This window comes from Bradyrhizobium niftali (assembly GCF_004571025.1).
Lineage (GTDB): Bacteria > Pseudomonadota > Alphaproteobacteria > Rhizobiales > Xanthobacteraceae > Bradyrhizobium > Bradyrhizobium niftali.
In genome coordinates, this window is sequence record NZ_SPQT01000001.1 from 922,990 (window position 1) to 944,935 (window position 21,946).

A 21,946-nucleotide genomic window follows, 5' to 3' on the forward strand; every position below is an offset into this window, starting at 1 on the left:
CGAGTAGAGCAACGCACCATGCACGGAACGAGAATTCTGGACGAGGCCGACCGCCTGATGACGGTCTGCAATTCCTGCCGCTATTGCGAAGGGCTCTGCGCGGTATTTCCGGCGATGGAAATGCGCCGAGCGTTTTCCAACGGCGACCTCAATTATCTCGCCAACCTCTGCCACGGCTGCGGCGCCTGCTACACCGACTGCCAGTTCTCCCCGCCGCATGAATTCAACGTCAATGTGCCGCAGACCTTGGCGGTGGCGCGCGCCGAATCTTACGCTGCCTATGCCTGGCCCCGCGCCTTCGCCGGCAGTTTCGCGCGCAACGGCCTTGTCATCAGCCTGATCGCCGCGTTCAGCGTCGCGGCCTTCATCTTCGGCTTCGCCGCCTTCAACGACCGCCAAATTCTGCTCGGCGTTCACGCCGACGCCGGCGCGTTCTACAAATTGATGCCGCATAATGCGATGGCGGTGCTATTCGGTGCGGTGTTCCTCTATGCGATCGCAGCTCTCGTCATGGGCGTGCGCGCGTTCTGGCGCGACATCGGCGAGCCCGTCGGCATGAAAACCAACATCGCCTCGCTGTTCCAGGCGATGCGCGACGCTGGCGAGCTGCGCTATCTCGATGGCGGCGGCGGCGGCTGCTTCAACGAGGACGATACGCCGACCGACCGCCGCAAGATCTTTCACCACCTGACCTTCTACGGTTTTGGCCTTTGCTTTGCCGCGACCTGCGTCGCCACGCTGTATCACTATCTGTTCGCCCGCGAGGCGCCCTATGCGTGGTGGGATCTGCCTGTTGTGCTCGGCACGCTGGGCGGCATCGGCCTCCTGATCGGGCCGATCAGTTTGCTCGCCGAGAAGTGGAAGCGCGACCCGGTCCTGGTTGACGCGCAGCGTTTCGGCATGGACGTCGCGTTCATCGCGATGCTGTTCCTGACCTCCCTAACCGGCATCGCGCTGTTGCTGCTGCGCGAGACATCGGCGATGGGCCCGCTGCTGGCGCTGCATCTCGGCGTGGTGTTCGCGCTGTTCGTCACAATGCCCTACGGCAAGTTCGTCCACGGCATCTACCGTTATGTCGCCCTGGTGCGCTATGCGCAGGAGCAGCGGGCGATAATCGGCGAGTGAAGCTCAAATCGGCCGGCGCGGATGCGCTCGTGATCGCCGCGACGCCAAAATTTGCTGCGCAGGCGATCCGCAAGACCTACGAGATCAACTGGCGTCCGATGACGTTCCTGACCAATGTGTCGGTATGGATGTCCTCGGTGATGGAGCCCGCCGGGCTCGACGCCGGCGCCGGCATCATCTCGAGCGCTTATGTCAAGGATCCGCTCGATCCGACCTGGGCGGATGATCCCGGCGTGAAGGGGTGGCGCGACTACATGGCCAAATATGTGCCTGACGGCGACGTCCGCGATTCCAACTACGTCAACGGCTACAACAACGGCATGGTGCTGGAGCACGTGCTCAAGGCGGCCGGCAACGACCTGAGTCGCGAGAACATCCTGCGGCAGGCGCTGTCGATCAAAGATCTGGAATTGCCGATGCTGTTGCCCGGCATCAAGGTCAATACCAGCGAGAGTGACCATCTGCCGGTCGAGCAGCTGCAGTTCATGCGCTTCACCGGCAAGCAGTGGGAGCGGTTCGGCGAGGTGCTCTCGACCAAGTAGCGTCGATATCGAACCCCAATGATGTCGAGGCGGGTTGGTCCGGGGGTGTTGCCATTGCGCTGCAGCAACGATGGGAGCGATTGTATTGAAAATTGAGGGCCATTGGTTTTACTCCGCGGTACCGAAGCCTCGAGCCCTTGGTCTGTCGGATGCAGGCGACGTCGAATTTTGGGGTGCAGGAGACGCACGGGATCCTGGACCGCTTCCAGGCCGAATTCCGCGGTTCGAGCGAAGGGCTCGGCTGGTCGTCGGCCTATGCTTCGGTGCAGCGTGAACGGCCGTTTGACGGGCACTTCCACGCCCTGTCCGACAATCTGATGGTGCTGCATCGGGGCGGCCCGGTCGACATCACCTATGTGATGGAGGGCAAGTCGGTCGCCCGACACATCCCGCGCGGCGGCGTGTTCTTCCTGCCGGCGGGGCACGCCTGCAACGTGGTCCTGCATGAAGCACTGGAATCGACCCATATCTATCTGCGCTCCGACCTGTTCGGGGGCCGGGACGGGGCCCCAAGCCCGATCGGCGGGCTCGCGCCGATGCTAGGCGATCAGGATGCCGTGCTCGAGCATCTTGCCGCGGCGATCGGCGATACCATCACCGGCGGCCTGCCGGCCTCGTCGCTCTTCGTCGATCCGATCGCGCAGGCGATTGCCAACCGCTTTGTCGCGATTAATTTCCACAAGCCGAGCGTGGAGGCCGGCAAGCATCCAAACCTGCTCAGCGTCAAGCAGATGGCGCGGATCCGCGAATTCGTCGACGCTAACCTCGATACCGATATCCGGCTTGACCAGCTGGCGGAGCTGTGCGGTCGCAGCACCGAATACTTCGTGCGCCTGTTCAAGGCGAGCATGAGGGAGCCATGAGCGGGTTCGATACCATCATCGAGGGCGTGCTGCTCGGCGGCGTCTATGCACTGTTCGCGCTCGGCCTGTCGCTGATCTTCGGCATCATGCGCCTCGTCAATCTGGCGCATGGCGACCTGATCCTGCTCGCGGCCTATCTTGTGCTCAGCGCGACCACGGCGCTCGGCCTGCCGCTTGCGGCCGCAGCCCTCTTGGTCGTCGTGACGATGTTCGTGCTCGGTTTCGTGCTGCAGCGGCTGGTGCTGGAGCGCGTGCTCGGCGACGATATCCTGCCGCCGCTGCTGGTCACCTTCGGCCTGTCGATCGTGATCCAGAACGGATTGCTGCTCGGCTACGGTGCGGACAGCCGCCGGTTGCAGGCGGGCGCCTTCGAATCCTCGTCGGTGATGCTGGCCCCGGGCTTGAGCGTCGGACTGGCGCCGCTCACGGCGCTGGTGACGGCGATCGCCGCCGTCGCGCTGCTGCAGCTCATCTTCTATCGCACCTCGCTCGGCCGGGCCTTCCGCGCCACCGCTGACAATCCCGCAATCGCGCAATTGATGGGCGTCAACGAGCGCAATGTCTATGCGATCGCCGTCGGGCTGTCGCTCGCGGTGTCGGTGATCGCCGCTGTCGTGTTCGGCATCCGCGCCAGCTTCGATCCATCGATCGGCCCGGCGCGGCTGCTCTATGCGTTCGAGGCCGTGATCGTCGGCGGCCTCGGCAGCCTGTGGGGAACGCTGGCCGGCGGCATCGTGCTCGGGCTGGCGCAGGCGATCGGCGGTCGGATCAACCCGGAGTGGCAGATCCTAGCCGGCCATCTCGCCTTCCTTGCCGTGCTGATGGTGCGGCCGCGCGGTCTCTTGCCGGCGAGGCGGACATGAGCGTCGAAAGCATCCATGTCCCGGCAAGCCGGGAGCAACGCCCGGCGCATCTGCCGGTAATGCTTGCATGGCTGAGTGTCTTCTCTCTGTACCCTCCCCGAATCATTACACCGTGCTTGCCAATCGGGACAGCTCGATTACATGCCCATCGTAGAATTGGATAGGCCAGCGGGCGAAACGGATATTCCAAGGAGCGTGGGCATGTTTCTACCTGGAATCGGATGAAGCGGGGACATGCTCCCGACGGCTTTTGCCGGACGCTTGACACCATCACCGGCCATCCAGCGCGCGGCGCCATTCGCGGAAGAAGGCTTTCCGCTTGGATTGGTCGAGGTTCGCTAGCAGATCGGGTCCGACGCGGATAGGACGGAGCGTGTCCTCGCTCACAGTTGCCCTTAGCCCGGCCGGCAGATCCGAGCGTACAGTTCCGAAGGAGCGCGCAGCCAACTGCTGCTGACCGTTCCGGGAAAGCAGGAAGTCCATAAAGAGGGCCGCCTCTGCCGGATGTGGCGCGTTCTTCGGGATGATCGCAATGCGTGTAATCAGCGCGGTATAATCCGTAAACAGGGTCACCCCGATGGACGGGTCGTCCTTTGCGCGTTCGAGCGCATAGGACGCGATCATGTTGTAGGCCAGCAGATGTTCTCCGCTCGCGACCCGATCGAGGATCGTGTGACTGAACGTATAAAGACGCACGCCGTCCTGCCCGAGACCGCGGATCAGGTTCCAGGTGTTTGGCGTAATCTGCACATCGTTGCTGAAGAAGAGGAATCCGGTGCCACTCAGTTCAGCATCATATGAAGCCACCTTGCCCTGATAGATGCTGCGCTTTGTGGTCAAGAGCTTGAGCAGATCAGCGCGCGTGCGTGGAACATCTTCAGTTGGAACCAGCCGCTTGTTGTAGACGAGCGCGATCGGCTCGGCGGTAATCCCGAATGCCTGCTTCCTCCAGATCGCCCAATCGGGAATTCGATCGGGCTCGGTTGGCGAGAAGGGCTGCGCATAGCCATCGTTCACGAGCTTGACTTGCAGGTCCATCGCCGAACTCCACGCAATGTCGGCGCATTGGCCTTGCTCGCGGCACTTCACGACATCTTCGTAGACCTCGAGAGAGCTCTGATGGATGTAATCGACGCGAATATCGGGGTGTAGGCGATGCCACTCGCCGAGCAGGCCTTTCACCTCCACGGTGTCCGATGTTGAGACAATGCGAACTGCTCCCTGCGTACCGGAGCCGACCGACAGTCGGTCCCGGTCGAGCGGGTCGGTGCGAACTTGATCCTCCTGGCTGCTCGCTGACGTGGCGGCCAGGACACAAAGAACAGTTAAGGCTACGAAATGTAACCCATTCCTCGGCATCCAAACGGCCTCGATCTACCGGACACCGACGGTGGAGGCGTCATGGGAGACGCTTCGCCAGCCGACGTCTAAAGCAGACATTATAGACGGTGCCGTCGTCCTAAGAAAAGGCCGGGGACTCTTCGGTAGGACGTATCTATCGTGCGGGTGCGATCGGCTCCATCCCGGATTTGACCAGTGCGGGAGCGGCTGCAGGCGAAGCGAGGAAGTCGACGAGCGCCTTGCCTTGCTCGCGCGCTTTGGCCTCCTTGGTGAGGGCCGCCGAGAAGATCGTGATCTTTTGCAGCTCCGGTGGCAGTGGTCCGACCAGATCAGCCCCCGGAATTGGCAGCAACTCACTGATTTGCTGAAAGCCGAGCTCGGCGTCCCCGTTCGCGACGACGCCTGCGACGGGGTCCGCTGGGATCATCCGCGCCTTGCCTTCCATCTCCGACGCGATGCCAAGTTTCTTGAAGAGCTCTGTCCCGACATAGACACCGCTTGCACTGTCGGAATATGCAACCGATTTCGCTGCAAGGAGGGTTGCCTTGAGAGCTTCCGGGGTCGAGATGTCGGGCTTCGGAGCGCCCGCGCGAACGACCATGCCGATCGGCGAGCGCACCAGATCCACACGGCTGCCAGCATCGGCAAGTCCCTTGGAGATCATGACACCGAGCGCATCGCCGACCATGATCAGCACGTCGGCAGGTTCGCCGCGGGCGAGGCGGACGGGGATTGCATTCTCGGTACTTCCCATCGAAGGCCCGTAAGACGTGATGACGGTGTTGCCGGTCGCCTTCTCGAATTGGGGAGCGAGCTCTTTGTAGGCAGCGCTCAGGCCGCCCGAAATCATGACCCGGATTTCTGCCGCCTCAGTCCTCGGTGCGCAGAGTGTTGCGACAAGGATTGCTATTGCAGGAAGCCAGGCCCGACGAATTGAAGACATCAAGTCACGCTTGGGTTGTTCGTTCATGGCCGGTCTTCCTCCTCAGGTACCGACGGTGTTCAAGCTGGCGGAGACTTCGGATGCCGTCGCAACCGCTTGCGTTCGATATACCAATAGGGTCCCGACGAGACCACATGCTGCCGCGGCGCTCATCCACCAGCCGGGGGCGGCGTTGTCACCGGTCGTGGCAATGAGCCACGTGCAGATCGCCGCCGTAAAGCCTCCGAATGTTGTGGCCAAGCTGTAGGCGAGCGAGAAGCCGGATGTGCGCACGCCAACCGGCATGACCTCCGTCAGCGCGACAATCATTGCGCCATTATAGCTTGCATAGATGAAGGACAACCAAAGCTCGACGGCCAGCATCTTGGCGAAGGTCGGTTCAGCGGCGAGCCAGGAGAGAGCGGGATAAGCCGACACGAGGCCAAGCAAGGAGAAGCCCACAAGGATCGGTTTCCGGCCTATCTTGTCGGACCAGGCCCCCATCACGGGAAGCCAGAAGAAGTTCGAGATGCCGACGCAGATGGTCACCAAGAGACTGTCGGTTGCGGAAAGCTTCAGCACCGACTTGCCAAAGGTGGGCGTGTAAACCGTAATGAGGTAGAACGAAACGGTCGTCATGATCACCATCATCATACCGCAGAGCACGATCGCCCAGTTTGCGAGGATCGAGCGGTAAATCTGACCGACGGTCGGATGATGCTTTCGCGCAAGAAATTCGTCCGTTTCCTGGAGCGAGCGCCGGATGAAGAACACGAAGGGCACGATCATGCAACCGACGAAGAACGGGATCCGCCATCCCCAGTCGTCGACCTGTTGGGGAGACAGCAAGGCGGTGAGGGCGAAGCCGAATGCGGCCGACACGATGATCGCGACCTGCTGGCTCGCCGATTGCCAGCTGGCGTAGAAGCCCTTGTGGCCGGGGGTCGCCATTTCGGAGAGGTAGACGGAAACACCGCCGAGCTCGACTCCCGCCGAGAAGCCCTGCAGCAGCCTTCCGGCCAGCACGAGAAGGGGAGCCGCGATGCCAATGGTCGCGTAACTCGGGACGAATGCGATCAAGACCGTTCCGCAAGCCATGATCGAGAGTGTGACAATCAAGCCCTTGCGGCGGCCGATCCGGTCGACGTAAGCGCCCAAGAAGATCGCCCCGAGCGGTCGCATCAAGAAGCCGGCTCCGAAAGCGACAAACGTCAGCAGCAGCGATGCATACTGATTTTCGAGCGGAAAGAACGCCTTTGCGATGTAGGAAGCAAACACGCCGGAAAGGAAGAAATCGAACATCTCCAGAAAGTTGCCGCTGGTGACGCGCAGCACCATTCCGATTTTTGATTGCTCGGATGTCGTCATGATATCCTCCCCTGGTTGTCGCGTTGCTTGACCCGATTTCGGGTTCTTGTGTCGTGTGCAGATCGCGCTCCGCGCCGCGACCGCTCGATCGGGCACGGTTGGAAAGCAAGGCAAGGAGCTGCTGCAACGGTAGCGATGGAGGTAGCGTAGACAGCTGAGCTGTCGTGAACCTGTCACGGGCCAGTGCTGTGCCGCGTCAGGTGCGCGCAGGCAGATAGGGCTGGCCCCGCCGAAAGACTCCGTTGCGGATTTATCGAACAGACGGGAGCGTTTGCGAAGAAGGAGATGCTATCACGGGCGCTCTGTGATAGACGTCATGGCAAGGCGCGAGATTAAAAGAAGCGCCTGAGCCGAGCGATGCGTTGGCGGGGAGGCGCCGTGAGAATCCTGATCGTTGAAGACGACAAAGCGCTTGTGCGCGGCCTCTCGGCTTCGCTCAAGGCCATGGGGTTTGCGGTCGACCACGAGCCGGACGGAGCCGAAGCGGCTTCGATTGCCATCTCCGAACCTTACAGCCTTGTCGTGCTCGACCTCGGTCTGCCGAACAGCTCAGGCTTTGAGGTCTTGCGTCAAGTCCGCGCCAGTGGGTCAAAGGTGCCGATCATGATTTTGACGGCACGCGATGCCACCGCAGACAAGGTGAGGGGGCTGGATCTCGGAGCGGACGATTACGTTCGCAAGCCATTCGATCTGTCGGAGTTCGAAGCCCGGGTCCGCGCGCTCGTCAGGCGGGGGCAAGGTCGCACCGATCCACTGTTGACTTGTGGATCCCTCGTGATCAATCCAGCGATGGGGCGCGCGACCCTCGGTGATAAACCGCTCGATTTGCGCCGCCGGGAGATGGCGGTCCTGAAAATATTGATGCTTCACCACGACAAGCTGGTGCCGAAAGACCGCCTCATCGCCGAGGTGTTCGGCTTTGACGAGCCGGTCGGACCAAATGTGCTGGAGCTTTATATCGCCCGTCTTCGCCAGAAACTGGGTCCTGATGGACCAAAGATCCGCACCATGCGGGGGCTCGGATATTTGCTGGAAAAGCACTGATGGCGCGAGGTCAGCCATCTCTCAAAACCCGATTTCTCGTCGGTCTGCTGGTTCCCGTGTCCTGCATTGCGGTGGCGGTGGCTGTTGGCGGCAGTCTTGTCATCTCACACGTGGTCGAGGTTACGCATGATCGGCTGCTGAAAGGCTCGCTGTTGGCGATTGCCGAGCGTCTTGCCGTGGAGGATGGAGAGGTGACGGTTGACTTGCCGCGCGTGGCGCTCAGCATGCTCGAAACGCAATCTGACGACAGCGTCTTTTACAGGGTGAGCGCGGATGGCCAGACGGTCACTGGATACAGCGACCTGCCTCTGCCCCGGAAGGCGGCACTGGAACCAGAACAGCCGATCTTTTGGGATGATAGTTACGGCGGTAATGCCGTCCGCATAGCGGCCATATCACGGCACGTCTACGGTATTGCCAAGCCGGTCCTGGTCACCGTTGCGGAAACCGAGCATGCGCGCGAGCAGCTGTGGCGAGAGATGATCCGCGAACTTGCAATGGCCGAGATCGTGTTGCTCGCAGTCATAGCCTTGCTCACGTGGCTCGCGGTTGAGCGCGGCCTCGGGCCGCTTGCCCAGCTGAAGCGGCAGATCGATCGTCGTGGAATCCGTGGCTCGAAAGATTTCCAGCCGCTCGATTTGCAAATGGTGCCGAAGGAGGCGCTTGCGCCGGCCCAGGCCATCAACGAATTGCTCGACCGCGTCAGCCTGGCGACGCAGATCTTGCGCCAGTTTACCGCCGATGCGTCGCACCAGATGCGAACTCCCCTTGCTGCGCTAAGGACGCATTTGGATCTCCTCAAGCGGCGCTTGACCGGTTCGAGCGAAATGACCGAGATGGTGATGGAAGTGGACGCCCAGGTCGTTCGGTTGGACCGGATGATCTCGCAATTGCTAACGCTGGCCCGTGCCGACGAAGATGCTTTGGTCAGATCCCCCTCAGAAACGATTTCGCTGGTGACGAAGGCGAAGCAAATTCTTGCTTTGCGGGCGCAAGCTGCGGCGGCTCGTAACATCGAGCTCCAGCTGGAGGTGGAGCAGGATGAGATGTCCATCGAAGCCAACGAGCTGCTAGTTGACGAGGTTTTCGGCAACGTGATCGACAATGCGATCCGGTATGGGGCGGCTGGTGGGGTGGTGATCGCGAGAGTGTCCAGGGACGGCGAGACCGGCGTGGTCGACCTCGAAGACGACGGCCCCGGAATTCCGCCGGCCGAGCGGCAGAAGGTGTTCGAACGGTTCTACAGGATCGCCCGTCCGGACGCTCCGGACGGAAGCGGTTTGGGGCTCTCGATCGTACGCGTGTTGCTCGACCGGATGGGCGGCTCCATCGAACTCGGCGAAGGCAAGCGCCTTCGTGGTCTCCGTGTCACGATGAGATTCCGCCTCGCATGACGCTGCGATAGCCAATCTCGTCGCCTTGGCAGCCGCGACAGGTTGTTGACAGGTAACCGCCTCTATCCTGCTCCCAACAGTGCTGGGTTGATGCTGGCCGCACGCGGACAGCGCAGCCATTGCGCATTCAAAAAACGTGGGAGGACGTCATGGCTGTACCGGCTCAGAACGGTCAGCGCATTCAAGGACATCCCTCCCTCCGTAGGTAGAGCCCCGGGTCTCGTGAACTCGGCGGGCGCGCGGATGACGGGAGGTGAGCATGACGACGTTGGACAGCTTTGGATGCCAGCGTACCCTCGATGTCGCTGGACAGCCCTATAGCTATTTTTCCCTGCTCGAGGCCGAAAAGAACGGTCTCGCAGGTATTTCGCGATTGCCCTTCTCTTTGAAGGTCCTGCTCGAAAACCTGCTGCGCTTCGAGGATGGCCGGTCGGTGACGCGCGTCAACATCGAGGCGCTCGCGAAATGGATCGACGATCGCGGCTCGGCCGGCGCGGAGATCGGCTTTCGTCCCGCCCGCGTGCTGATGCAGGATTTCACCGGCGTGCCGGCCCTGGTCGATCTCGCGGCCATGCGGGACGGGATGGAGAGGCTCGGTGGCGATCCCTCGAAGATCAACCCGCTGGTTCCGGTCGATCTCGTCATCGATCATTCCGTTGTGGTCGACCATTTCGGCAACCCGCAAGCCCTGCACGACAACGTTGCCAGGGAATACGAGCAGAATGGCGAACGCTACAACTTCCTGAAATGGGGGCAGGGGGCATTTGCCAACTTCCGCGTGGTGCCGCCGGGCACCGGCATTTGTCACCAGGTCAATCTCGAATATCTGGCCCAGACTGTCTGGACGGCGGAGCGTGGCGGCAAGACCTTCGCATATCCGGACACGCTGGTCGGTACCGACAGCCACACGACCATGGCCAACGGTCTTGCCGTTCTCGGCTGGGGCGTTGGCGGGATCGAGGCGGAGGCCGCCATGCTCGGCCAACCCTTGTCCATGTTGGTGCCGGAGGTGATCGGTTTCAAACTCTTGGGCCGGCTGCGCGAGGGCGTGCTGGCGACCGACCTCGTGCTGACGGTCACCCAGATGCTGCGCAAGAAGGGTGTGATCGGCAAGTTCGTCGAGTTCTACGGCGCGGGGCTCGACCACATGACGCTGGCCGATCGCGCGACCATTTCCAACATGGCGCCCGAATATGGCGCGACCTGCGGCTTCTTCCCGGTCGATCAGGAAACGCTGAACTATCTCAAGCTTTCTGGGCGTGCCAGCGATCGCATTGCGCTGGTCGAGGCCTATGCCAAAGCGCAAGGCCTGTTCCGGACACCGGGCATGGCCGATCCGGTGTTCACCGATACACTGGAGCTCAATCTCGACGACGTCGTGCCGTCGCTCGCCGGGCCGAAGCGACCCGAGGGACGGCTCGACCTGTCCGTGGCGAAGAGCAACTTTCTCACAGCCCTTGAGAGCGAGTACGGCAAGCAAGCTCAGGCTGCGAAGCATTTCGCTGTCGAAGGCAAGGAGTTCAAACTCGGCCACGGCCATGTTGTGATCGCCGCGATCACCTCCTGCACCAACACCTCGAACCCATCGGTGCTGATCGGCGCCGGCCTTTTGGCGCGCAATGCGGCGCGCAAGGGGCTCACGGCCAAGCCCTGGGTCAAGACCTCGCTCGCGCCGGGCTCGCAGGTGGTGGCGGAGTATCTCGAAACGTCGGGTTTGCAGAAGGATCTCGACGCGCTCGGTTTCTATCTCGTCGGCTTCGGCTGCACCACCTGCATTGGCAATTCCGGTCCGCTGCCGAAGGAGATCGCGAAATCGATCAACGATCATGGCGTGATCGGTGCGGCAGTCTTGTCCGGCAACCGCAATTTCGAAGGCCGCGTCTCGCCCGATGTGCAGGCCAACTATCTGGCTTCGCCGCCCCTCGTGGTCGCCTATGCACTGGCCGGTTCGCTTCAGGTCGACCTCGTCAACGAGCCGCTGGGGATCGGGTTGGATGGCGCTCCCGTTTTTCTGAAGGACATCTGGCCTTCGAGTACCGAAATTCAGCAGTTCATCCGCGACAACGTCACGCGCCGCCTGTTCGAGAGCAAATATGCCGAGGTCTTTGAGGGCGATGCGAACTGGAAGGCCGTCGAGGTCACGACGGCGCTGACCTATCGCTGGAATATGTCATCCACCTACGTTCAGAACCCGCCTTATTTCCAGGGTATTACGATGAATCCGCCGCCGACCCGAGATATCGCGGGCGCCCGCATTCTCGGGTTGTTCGGCGACAAGATCACGACCGATCACATCTCGCCTGCGGGCTCGATCAAGGCGTCGTCGCCGGCCGGAGAATTTCTGCGCGGCATGCAGGTCCGGCAAGAGGATTTCAACCAATACGGCACGCGGCGCGGCAATCACGAGGTGATGGTTCGTGGCACCTTCGCCAACATCCGCATCAAGAACTTTGCCGTGAAGGGCGAGGGCGGCGGGCCACCGGAAGGCGGCTGGGCAGTGCATCAGCCTTCCGGCGACCGGATGTCGATCTTCGATGCGGCGATGCGATACCAGCGGGAGAACGTGCCTTTGGTGGTGTTCGCCGGCGTCGAATACGGCAACGGCTCTTCGCGCGACTGGGCTGCAAAGGGCACAAAGCTCCTCGGCGTTCGCGCCGTCATTGCGCAGAGCTTCGAGCGCATCCACCGTTCCAATCTGGTCGGCATGGGCATCCTGCCCTTCGTCTTTGACGAGGGCACGTCCTGGAAGAGCCTTGGTCTAACCGGTTCCGAGCAGGTCTCGATCAAGGGAATCGCCGACATCACGCCGGGCCAGCGCGTGACCGTCGACATCACGATGGCGGACGGCACCGTGAAGCAAGTCCCGCTGACCTGCCGCATCGATACGCTCGACGAGCTCAACTACTACAAGCATGGCGGCATCCTGCCTTACGTGCTGCGCCAGCTTGCGGCGTGATCCCAAGGACACGATCAACACGGGGGACGAACATGTCAGGAAAAATTCCGGCGACCTTGATACCCGGCGACGGCATCGGTCCAGAGATCACAGCCGCCGTCACCCGCGTCCTGGATGCACTCGGCGCTCCTTTCGAATGGGACCTCCAGCAGGGCGGCATGGCCGGGATCCAGAGCGCCGGCGATCCCTTGCCCGGTGCGCTGATCGACAGCATTCGCCGCACCAAGCTCGCGCTCAAAGGTCCGCTGACGACGCCGGTCGGCGGCGGCTTCCGCTCGGTGAACGTGCGCCTGCGAGAAGAATTCGGTCTCTACGCCAATCTGCGTCCGGTCAAGACGATGGTGCCGGGCGGTCGTTACGAGGACATCGACCTCGTTCTTGTCCGCGAAAACATCGAGGGTCTCTACGTCGCTTTCGAGCATTTCATCCAGGTGGGCGACGATCCGCACGCGGTCGCGATCTCATCGGGCGTCAACACCCATGCGGAAGCACGTCGCATCGTTCGCTTCGCATTCGAGTATGCGCTTGCGCACGGCCGCAAGAAAGTGACGGTCGTTCATAAGGCCAATGTGCTGAAGGCTCTGACCGGCTTGTTCCTTCAGGCCGGCCGTGAAATTGCCAAGGAGTACGAGGGGCGGATCGCGATGGACGACCGCATCGTCGATGCCTGTGCCATGCAGCTGGTGATGAACCCGTGGCAATTTGACGTCATCGTCACCACCAATCTGTTCGGCGATATCCTGTCCGATCAGATGTCCGGCCTCGTCGGTGGCCTCGGCATGGCGCCCGGCGCCAATATCGGCGAGAAGGCCGCGATCTTCGAGGCGGTGCACGGCTCCGCGCCTGACATCGCCGGCAAGGGCATCGCCAATCCGCTCGCGCTGTTGCTCGCGGCGGGCCTCATGCTCAAGCATGTCGAGCGGGACGATCTCGCGAGCAAGCTGCGAACGGCGATCGAACAGACTTTGCAGGTCGACAACGTGCGGACAGCCGATCTCGGCGGCAAGGTCTCGACGGCGGATTTCGCCGGCGCCGTGATCAAGCGCCTCGCCTAGCGTCGAAGAACACAAGGAGAAGAAACATGGTGAAGGGCTCTGACCTGCTGGTCGCGGCATTGGAACATGAAGGCGTCGACCAGGTCTTTGGCGTTCCGGGCGAGGAAAATCTCGACGTCGTCGAGGCGCTCCGCAACTCGAAGATCGAGTTGGTCCTGACGCGTCACGAGCAGGCCGCCGCATTCATGGCCGCGACGCACGGGCGGCTCACCGGCCGACCCGGCGTCTGCATTTCGACGCTGGGCCCCGGCGCGTTGAACTTCTCGACAGGGGCGGCCTACGCCCATCTCGGCGCGATGCCGATGGTGCTGCTGACGGGGCAGAAGGCGATCATGAGCAGCCGCCAGGCGCGCTTCCAGATCGTGGACGTCATCGCCTCGATGAAGCCGCTGACGAAACTGTCGCGGCAGATCGTCAGCGCGTCCAGCATCCCGACACTGGTGCGTGACGCCTTCCGCGTCGCCATGGAGGAGCGGCCGGGCCCGGTCCTGCTAGAACTGCCCGAAGACATTGCGGGCGATGAGGTCGAGCCGGTGCCAATGGTGCCGATCCACCCCATCGAGATACCCGTCGCGCACCGGGCGGCGCTCGACCGTGCGGCCGAGATGATCCTCGCGGCAAAGCGCCCCCTGATCATGCTCGCGGCTGCCGCCAGCCGTCCGCGCTCGACGTTCGGCATCGCTGGCTTCGTGCGCCGCACCGGCATTCCGTTCTTCACGACGCAAATGGGCAAGGGCACCGTGCCTGGCGGCACCAACCTCTATATGGGGACTGCGGCGCTGTCCGAGCGCGACTATGTGCATGAGGCGATCGACCAGGCCGATCTGATCATCGCCATCGGCCATGATACGGTGGAGAAACCGCCCTTCATCATGGGTCCTAAGGGGCCGCAAGTCATCCACGTCAGCTACACGCCGGCGACGGTCGAGCAGGTCTACTTCCCGCATGCCGAGGTCGTCGGTGACGTCGGTCCGAGTCTCGAACTGCTGGCTGACCGGCTTGAAGGCAAGCTGCACAACGCCAAGGCGCTGCTGCCCCTTCGCGACAGTATTCTCGGTCGCATTGCCGACCGTGCCACCGAAAGCCGCTGGCCGGTGACGCCGCAGCGTCTGGTGCATGATGTCCGAAAGGTGATCCCGGAGAACGGCATCGTCGCGCTTGACAACGGCATGTACAAGATCTGGTTCGCTCGCAACTACCGGACCTATGTCGCCAACACGCTGTTGCTTGACAACGCGCTGGCCACGATGGGCGCCGGCTTGCCATCAGCGATGATGGCGGCGATGCTCTATCCGGACCGCCGCGTCATGGCGATCTGCGGCGACGGCGGCTTTATGATGAACAGCCAGGAGCTGGAGACCGCGGTCCGCCTCAAGCTCAACCTGGTCGTGCTGATCCTCAATGACGGTGCCTACGGTATGATCCGCTGGAAGCAGGCCGTCGATGAGTTCCCGGATTTCGGCCTCACCTTCGGCAATCCGGACTTCGTCCGCTACGCGGAGTCCTATGGCGCGAAGGGCTCGCGCGTCACCTCAGTCGATGGGCTGCTGCCGACCATGGAGATGGCGTTCAAGGGCGGCGGCGTGCATCTCGTCGACGTCGCCATCGACTATTCAGAGAACACGAAGGTTCTGGTCGACGAGCTGCGCAATCGCAAGCTCGGCGGCGAACCGACCTGACAAGCACGCCATGTTGCAGGTTGTTCAGGCGTTCGACCGTGCCCCCTTTGCCGAGGTTCCGGTCGATGATGCCGACGCGATGGAAGCGAAGCTGAAGGCCGCGCTCGGTGTGTTCGCCGACCGCGACGGCTGGCTCGCGCCCCATACGCGCGCCGCGGTGCTGCGGCGCGCCGCGGCTCTGCTGGCGGCGCGGCAGGATCATTTCGCACATCAGATCGCGCGCGAGGGCGGCAAGCCGCTCATCGATGCGAATATCGAGGTCACGCGTGCGATAGACGGCCTGCATTGCGCCGCCGACGAACTCCGGAATTTTGCGGGGCGCGAGGTCCCGATGGGCCTCGCGGCTGCGTCCACCAAACGCTGGGCGTTTACCACGCGCGAGCCGATCGGCGTCGTGTTCGCAATCTCCGCATTCAATCATCCGCTCAATCTGATTGTGCACCAGGTTGCGCCCGCGATTGCAGTCGGCTGCCCCGTCATCGTCAAGCCGGCAAGCGCGACCCCGCTGAGCTGCCGCGATTTCGTCGCGCTGCTGCACGAGGCCGGCCTGCCGGAAGGCTGGTGTCAGACCTTCATTCCGCGCGGATCAGCGCTTGCCGAGCAACTGGCCGGTGACCCCAGGATCAGTTTCCTGAGCTTCATCGGTTCGGCCAGCGTCGGCTGGCGGCTTCACAGCAAGCTTGCGCCCGGGACGCGCTCGGCGCTCGAACATGGCGGAGTCGCGCCGGCGATCGTTGACCGCAGCGCCGATCTCGACCGCATCATCACTCCTCTGGTGAAGGGCGGCTTTTACCATGCCGGTCAGGTCTGCGTCTCGACCCAGCGCATCTATGTGCACGAAGCCATCTTCAGCGAGTTCAACGAGCGTCTCATTGCCCGCGTGGCATCCTTGCGAACCGGCGACCCCATATCGGCCGAAACCGAGGTTGGACCGTTGATTCATCCCAACGAGGTCAATCGGGTCGCGGATTGGGTGAAGGAGGCCATTGCGGGCGGTGCCAAGCGCGTCAGCGGCGGCGAACGCCTGTCAGCAACATTGATGCAGCCGGCGATTTTGATCGAGCCGCCGGTCGGAGCCCGGGTGTCGCGTGAAGAAGTGTTTGGGCCTGTGGTCTGCGTCTACCGGTATTCGCGACTGGATGAGGCCATTGCCCAGGCGAACTCGCTGCGGGTGCCGTTCCAGGCCTGTGTGTTCAGCGAGGACATCGACGTTGCCCTGCGCGCCAGTGAACGACTCGATGCATCCGCGGTCATGATCAACGATCCCACCACGTTCCGGACGGACTGGATGCCGTTCGCAGGCCGCCGCGAGGCCGGCTACGGCGTCGGTGGCATTCGCTACACCATGCGCGACATGACCCAGGAAAAATTGGTGGTGCTGCATCGCCGCGCCTGAGCGCTCGCAGGCCATTCGACGAAACCCGGAGGAGCGGAAAACATGATCGGGAAATTCACCTTTCAGGCGCCGTCGAACATCATGTTCGAGCCCGGCGCTTCGCGGAAGATCAACGAGCTCGTGGCGAGCTACGGCGCGCAACGCGTGATGCTGGTGACCGACAAGGGCGTGCGGGGCGCGGGGCTGACCAGGGACGCGGAGGCCTCGCTGGCAGCAGCTGGCATCGAGCTCAGCATATTCGATGAGGTGGTCGCCGACCCGCCATCCCATATCGTGGAAGCGGCCGCGGACGCGTGTCGGGCCGGCCGGATCGAGCTCGTGCTCTCGATCGGCGGCGGCAGCGCACTCGACACCGCAAAGCTCGTGGCCTATCTCGCCCGGACGCCGGATCGTCTCGACGACATTTACGGCGTCGGTCTGGCAAAAGGAAAGCGCCTGCCGCTGTTGCTGGTGCCGACGACGGCCGGCACAGGCTCCGAAGTGACCCCGATCGCGATCGTCACGACGCCGACCACGGAGAAGAAGGGAGTTGTCTCGCCGGTCCTGATCCCGGACTGGGCAATCCTCGATCCCGAGCTGACCCTTGGTCTGCCGGCGCCAGTGACCGCCGCGACCGGTATCGACGCCATGGTGCATGCGATCGAAGCCTATACCAGCAAGATCAAGAAGAACCCGATGTCTGACCAGCTCGCGCGCCAGGCGCTCGCATTGTTGTCGGCCAATGTGCGGCGTGTCTGCGAGAATGGGAAAGATCTCGAAGCCCGTTCGGAGATGCTACTCGGTTCGATGCTCGCCGGCATGGCCTTTGCCAATGCGCCGGTCGCCGCCGTTCACGCGCTGGCCTATCCGATCGGGGCGATCTTCCACGTGCCGCACGGTCTGTCGAATGCGCTCGTGCTGCGCCATGTGCTGGAGTTCAACCTGACCGCGGCCGAGCCGCTGTATGCGGAGCTCGCCGAGATCGTGAAGCCGGGCCTGCGCGGCAGCGTGCCTGAGAAGGCGCGGGCCTTCATCGACGAAATGACGTCGATCGGCCGCGATTGCCAGGTGCCAGGATCGCTGGCGGCGGTCGGGATCGGCCGCGACGATCTGAAGAAGCTCGCGGAAGACGCGATGAAGCAGACGCGTCTCTTGGTCAATAACCCCAGGGAGCTGACACTAGATGACGCGTACGCGATCTACAGCGCCGCCTTCGGTGACGGTAGCAACCGCTTTGTGCAGGCCTCCCATGGCTGAGGAGAGCTCCAGCGCAAATCCGTTCGGCCCGCTCGCCGCGCAATGGATGGACTCCTGGCGCGCGATGGCGGGCGCTGCCGCCGGCGTCGGCGAAAACTGGTCGAGCTCGATGCTGCCCTTCATCATGAAGCGAGCGGCCGAGAGCGGGTTCGGCGTCGGCCCCGGCAACGACCTCTCCGAGGCGATCGAACGCATGGCCAAGGGACCGCGTCTCGCCGACGTGCTCGATTTCGACCGCAAGCTAGCGAACATAACGGCGGCCTGGGGCGAGCTGCAAAGCAAGCTTGCCGCTTATCAGTTCGTCGCATCGCGTCCTTGGATGCGAACGGCGCAGCAATACGAGATGAAAATACCGCAGCCAGGCGAGAGCCCCAATTGGCGCGAGCAGCTCGGTGCATGGAACGATCTTGCCAACGAGGAGCTGATCGCCAACCAGCACTCGGAGGAGTTTTTGGTCGCCCAGAAGCAACTGTTGCAGGCCGCGACCGAGTTCAGGGCCCGGCAATCGGAGATATCGGACGCGATCGCCGCCGTGCTGGGAATGCCCACGCAGCGCGATTTCGACGATCTGACCCGCCAGATCACCGAGCTTCGACGCGAGGTTCGCGCCCTGGAGCGACGAATCACCGGAGCCGCGCAATGAGCCCGCAGGTACCGAAGGGCGACGGCTTCGCATATATGAGCGACAAGCTGCTCAAGGCCGGCAAGCTGCTGTCGTCCATCAAGGACGAGGACGTCGATGTCGGCGCAACCCCAAAGACGCTCGTCATGCGGCGCGACAAGGTCGAGCTATTTCGCTATACACCCTTGACCGAGCAGAAGGTGAAGACGCCGGTCCTGCTGGCGTACGGCCTGATCGGCCGCTACACCATGGCGGACCTTCAGGAGGACCGCTCGCTGGTGCGCAGTTTGTTGCAGGAGGGGCTGGATCTCTGGCTGGTTGATTGGGGCCAGCCGAACCGCAGCGAGCGTTGGCTGACCATCGACGATTATGTCGACGACTACATCCATGCCGCCGTCGAGCGCGTTTGTCGCGAGACCGGATATGACAAGATCACGCTGCTCGGCATCTGCGAGGGCGGCGTGTTCACCACCTGCTATGCCGCGCTGCATCCGGACAAAGTCAAGGGCCTGGTGCTGACGATCACGCCGATCGACTTCCATGCCGATCGTGACGATCCCGACACCCATCACGGGTTCCTGAACGTCTGGACTCGCAGTCTCGATCGCGCCGACATCGACCGCTTAGTCGACGTCTATGGCGGGCTACCCGGCGAGTTCATGAGTTCGGTCTTCTCGCTGATGACGCCAATGCGCTCGTTGACCAAGTACAACATCGACCTGATCGACGTCATCGACGACGAAGCCAAGCTGATGAATTTCCTGCGCATGGAGAAATGGCTCGCCGACCGGCCCGCTCATCCGGGCGAAGCCGCCAAGCAGTGGCTGAAGGATCTCTACCAGGACAACAAGCTCGTGAAGGGCGACTTCGTGCTGTCGGGGCGGCGCGTCGACCTGTCGAAGGTCACCGCGCCGGTGCTCAACGTCTTCGCTTTAAACGACCACATCATCCCGCCGACCTGCTCGCGGGCGCTCCGCGCACATGTCGGCACCAAGGATTATTCGGAGATCGAGCTGCCCGGAGGCCACGTCGGACTGTTCGTATCCAGCAAGTCGCAGGGCTCGCTGACCAAGGGCATTTCGGAGTGGCTTTCCGCCAGGGACTAGCGCGATGAACAAGGACAAGATCGTTTCAGCCGACGAGGCGGTCGCCATCATAAGGGATCGCGATACGGTCTGCACATCCGGTTTCGTCGGCATCGGCACGCCCGACGAGCTTCTGATCGCGCTCGAGAAGCGATATCGCGAAACCCGTCATCCCGCAGACCTCACTCTGACATTTGCGGCTGCGCCCGGCGATGCCGGAGACCGTGGCCTCAATCGACTTGCCCATGACGGTCTCTTGAAGCGCGTGGTCGGCGGCCACTGGGCACTGGTGCCCAAGCTTGGCGAGCTCGCGCTCGCCAACCGTATCGAGGCCTACAATCTGCCGCTCGGCTGCATCTCGCATCTTTATCGCAACATCGCCGCGCGCGGCCCCGGCGTGATCTCTAAGGTTGGCCTCAAGACCTTCGTCGATCCCCGTTTGCAGGGTGGCAAGCTCAACGAGAGTACCACCGAGGATCTCGTCGAGCTGATGCGGATCAACGACGAGGAGTGGCTGCGTTACAAGTCGTTTCCGATCAACGTCGCGCTACTGCGCGGCACGACGGCCGATCCCGCGGGCAACATCACCATGGAGCGCGAGGCGCTGACGTTGGACAACCTTGCAATGGCGATGGCGGCGAAGAATTCGCGCGGCTTCGTCATCGTGCAGGTCGAGCGCATCGCGGCAAGCAATTCGCTGAACCCGCGCGAGGTGCAGATCCCGGGCATTCTCGTCGATTGCGTCGTGGTCGCCGACCCCACCAACCACGTCCAGACCTACGGCGCGACCTACAGCCATGCCTTCTCCGGCCGTCAGCGCGTACCGATGGATCGCGTCAAGCCGCTCGAGCTCGACGAGCGCAAGATCATCGCGCGGCGCTGCGCCTTCGAGCTGCCGCCGGGCGGCGTCGTCAATCTCGGCATCGGCATGCCCGAGGGCGTCGCCGCGGTCGCCGCCGAAGAGCACATGCTCAAGTTCCTGACCCTGACCGCAGAGCCCGGCATCATCGGCGGCATGCCGCAGGGCGGGCTCAATTTCGGAACCGCGCTCAATCCGGATGCCGTGATCCATCAGAACCAGCAGTTCGACTTTTATGACGGCGGCGGCCTTGATCTGGCCTGTCTCGGCATGGCGCAGGCCGACAGCGCCGGCAACGTCAATGTCAGCCGCTTCGGTAAACGTCTCGCCGGCGCCGGCGGCTTCATCAACATCTCTCAGAGCTCGAAGAAGCTGGTGTTTGCCGGCACCTTCACCAGCGGGGGCTTGAAGCTCGCCGTAGAGGAGGGCGCGCTCCACATCCTGCGCGAAGGCACGACGAAGAAGTTCGTCTCTGCGGTCGAGCAGATCACGTTCAGCGGCGATCATGCGGTGTCGACGGGCCAGCCCGTGTTCTATGTCACCGAGCGCTGTGTGTTGCAGCGGACGCCCGCCGGCGTGGAGCTGATCGAGGTGGCACCCGGCGTTGATGTCGATCGTGACATCCTGGCCCAGATGGAATTCGAGCCGCTGATCCGCAACGTCAAGCCGATGGATCCCCGGATTTTCCGCGACGGCCCGATGGGTCTGGACCATATGCTGCTTGGCCGAAGCCTGGCTGATCGGATCAGCTACGATGCCGAGCGTAACACGTTGTTCGTCAATTTCGAAGGATTTGATGTCAGGACGGTCGAGGACGTCGACCTGGTCCGCCGCGAGGTCGAACGCGCCTGTCGTGCCGTCGGCAAACAGGTGGCGCTCGTCGCCAATTATGACGGCTTTCATTTGGATTCAGCGGTCGGCGACACCTATTTTTCGATGATCGCCTATCTCGAGCAACGCTACTACAGCTCGGCATCGCGTTACACCACCAGCGCGTTCATGCGTCTCAAGTTGGGCGAGGGCCTCGCCGAGCGTCACGTCGCCCCGCACATCTTCGAAACCCGAGCGGAGGCGCAAGCTTTTGCGCGGGGACTACGTAAGGAAGAAGCCAGCATCTAATCGAGGGAGCTGATCATGACCCAGGATATCGAAGCCGTAACGAAAGCCATGAAGGAGCAGTTTGCGAAGCTGACGGAGAATCTCAAGGTACCAGGCGTGAATGTCGATGCATTGATCGAAAGCCAACGCAAGAACATCGAGGCAATGTCGAAGGCCGCGCAGTTGACTGCGGAGGGAGCTGCTGCGATCTCTCATCGCCAGCTGGAAATCCTGCGCGTCACCAGCGAGCAGGTGCGCACGGCAATTCGCGATATGAAGCTGTCGGGTGAGCAGCAAAGCGAGTTCGCCCGCAAGGCGTTCGAAACCGCAATCGCGAACGCGCGCGATCTTGCCGAACTGACGGTCAAGTCGAACACCGAGGTCTTCAACGTCGTGAAGCAGCGAATGACCGAGGATTTCGAAAGGATGAGAACGGCGTTTCTCCCGGGCGAAGGCAAGAAGTAGGTGATTACGGCATGGTTCGTGCCCGCTTGGAGA

General features: G+C 62.5%; 17 protein-coding genes and 1 pseudogene. 15 read left to right on the forward strand and 3 right to left on the reverse strand.

The features are described from left to right. Nucleotides 1-18 precede the first annotated feature (18 nt). From tcuB to E4K65_RS04110, 4 genes and pseudogenes are all read left to right on the forward strand, one after another. Nucleotides 19-1,125, forward strand: a complete 1,107-nt coding sequence (tcuB, locus tag E4K65_RS04095; RefSeq protein ID WP_135173004.1) for a tricarballylate utilization 4Fe-4S protein TcuB — start codon at nt 19-21, stop codon at nt 1,123-1,125. Continuing rightward, nucleotides 1,110-1,667 (forward strand): annotated as a pseudogene (locus tag E4K65_RS04100) (ABC transporter substrate-binding protein); the annotation flags it as partial. The gene tcuB and the pseudogene E4K65_RS04100, both read left to right, overlap by 16 nt. 149 nt (nt 1,668-1,816) lie before the next feature. Beyond that, a complete protein-coding gene (locus tag E4K65_RS04105; protein WP_135173005.1) occupies nt 1,817-2,530 on the forward strand; it encodes a helix-turn-helix domain-containing protein in 714 nt (237 codons plus the stop codon). Beyond that, complete coding sequence (locus E4K65_RS04110) at nt 2,527-3,393, forward strand: branched-chain amino acid ABC transporter permease (protein ID WP_135173006.1); 867 nt, start codon at nt 2,527-2,529, stop codon at nt 3,391-3,393. The genes E4K65_RS04105 and E4K65_RS04110 overlap by 4 nt, the downstream gene beginning before the upstream one ends. A 270-nt stretch (nt 3,394-3,663) precedes the next feature. On the opposite strand, the gene E4K65_RS04115 is transcribed toward E4K65_RS04110, so the two are convergent. From E4K65_RS04115 to tcuC, 3 genes are all read right to left on the reverse strand, one after another. After that, nucleotides 3,664-4,575, reverse strand: a complete 912-nt coding sequence (locus E4K65_RS04115; RefSeq protein WP_235885462.1) for an ABC transporter substrate-binding protein — start codon at nt 4,573-4,575, stop codon at nt 3,664-3,666. Between the two features lie 313 nt (nt 4,576-4,888). Continuing rightward, nucleotides 4,889-5,677: a substrate-binding domain-containing protein gene (locus tag E4K65_RS04120; RefSeq protein WP_135173218.1), complete on the reverse strand. Its 789-nt coding sequence runs from the start codon at nt 5,675-5,677 to the stop codon at nt 4,889-4,891. Nucleotides 5,678-5,719: 42 nt separating this feature from the next. Further along, complete coding sequence (gene tcuC / locus E4K65_RS04125; protein ID WP_135173008.1) at nt 5,720-7,024, reverse strand: MFS transporter; 1,305 nt, start codon at nt 7,022-7,024, stop codon at nt 5,720-5,722. A gap of 378 nt (nt 7,025-7,402) precedes the next feature. Here tcuC and E4K65_RS04130 point away from each other — a divergent pair, with 378 nt between their 5' ends. The 11 genes from E4K65_RS04130 (at nt 7,403) to E4K65_RS04180 (ending at nt 21,913) form a co-directional block, all read left to right on the forward strand. Continuing rightward, complete coding sequence (locus E4K65_RS04130; RefSeq protein ID WP_135173009.1) at nt 7,403-8,068, forward strand: response regulator; 666 nt, start codon at nt 7,403-7,405, stop codon at nt 8,066-8,068. Then, nucleotides 8,068-9,462 (forward strand): sensor histidine kinase, encoded by a 1,395-nt coding sequence (locus E4K65_RS04135; RefSeq protein WP_135173010.1) that lies wholly within the window; start codon nt 8,068-8,070, stop codon nt 9,460-9,462. Before E4K65_RS04130 ends, E4K65_RS04135 begins: the two co-directional genes overlap by 1 nt. A 259-nt stretch (nt 9,463-9,721) precedes the next feature. Continuing rightward, complete coding sequence (gene acnA, locus E4K65_RS04140) at nt 9,722-12,418, forward strand: aconitate hydratase AcnA (protein ID WP_135173011.1); 2,697 nt, start codon at nt 9,722-9,724, stop codon at nt 12,416-12,418. Between the two features lie 32 nt (nt 12,419-12,450). After that, nucleotides 12,451-13,473, forward strand: coding sequence for an isocitrate/isopropylmalate dehydrogenase family protein (locus E4K65_RS04145; protein WP_135173012.1), 1,023 nt, complete (start codon nt 12,451-12,453; stop codon nt 13,471-13,473). A 26-nt stretch (nt 13,474-13,499) separates the two neighbouring features. Beyond that, nucleotides 13,500-15,152, forward strand: coding sequence for an acetolactate synthase large subunit (locus tag E4K65_RS04150; protein ID WP_135173013.1), 1,653 nt, complete (start codon nt 13,500-13,502; stop codon nt 15,150-15,152). 10 nt (nt 15,153-15,162) lie between these two features. Further along, nucleotides 15,163-16,548: an aldehyde dehydrogenase family protein gene (locus tag E4K65_RS04155; protein ID WP_135173014.1), complete on the forward strand. Its 1,386-nt coding sequence runs from the start codon at nt 15,163-15,165 to the stop codon at nt 16,546-16,548. A gap of 45 nt (nt 16,549-16,593) precedes the next feature. Then, nucleotides 16,594-17,784, forward strand: coding sequence for an iron-containing alcohol dehydrogenase (locus E4K65_RS04160; protein ID WP_135173219.1), 1,191 nt, complete (start codon nt 16,594-16,596; stop codon nt 17,782-17,784). Beyond that, the gene (locus E4K65_RS04165; RefSeq protein WP_167770503.1) at nt 17,777-18,427 is read left to right on the forward strand and encodes a poly(R)-hydroxyalkanoic acid synthase subunit PhaE; all 651 of its coding nucleotides are present in this window, start codon (nt 17,777-17,779) and stop codon (nt 18,425-18,427) included. Before E4K65_RS04160 ends, E4K65_RS04165 begins: the two co-directional genes overlap by 8 nt. Then, on the forward strand, nt 18,424-19,512 hold the full coding sequence (phaC, locus tag E4K65_RS04170; protein ID WP_135173016.1) for a class III poly(R)-hydroxyalkanoic acid synthase subunit PhaC: 1,089 nt from the start codon (nt 18,424-18,426) through the stop codon (nt 19,510-19,512). Before E4K65_RS04165 ends, phaC begins: the two co-directional genes overlap by 4 nt. 4 nt (nt 19,513-19,516) lie before the next feature. Then, entirely contained in the window at nt 19,517-21,469 is a 1,953-nt protein-coding gene (locus E4K65_RS04175) for an acyl CoA:acetate/3-ketoacid CoA transferase (protein WP_135173017.1), read from the forward strand. Between the two features lie 15 nt (nt 21,470-21,484). After that, nucleotides 21,485-21,913, forward strand: a complete 429-nt coding sequence (locus E4K65_RS04180) for a phasin family protein (protein ID WP_135173018.1) — start codon at nt 21,485-21,487, stop codon at nt 21,911-21,913. Nucleotides 21,914-21,946: the final 33 nt, after the last annotated feature.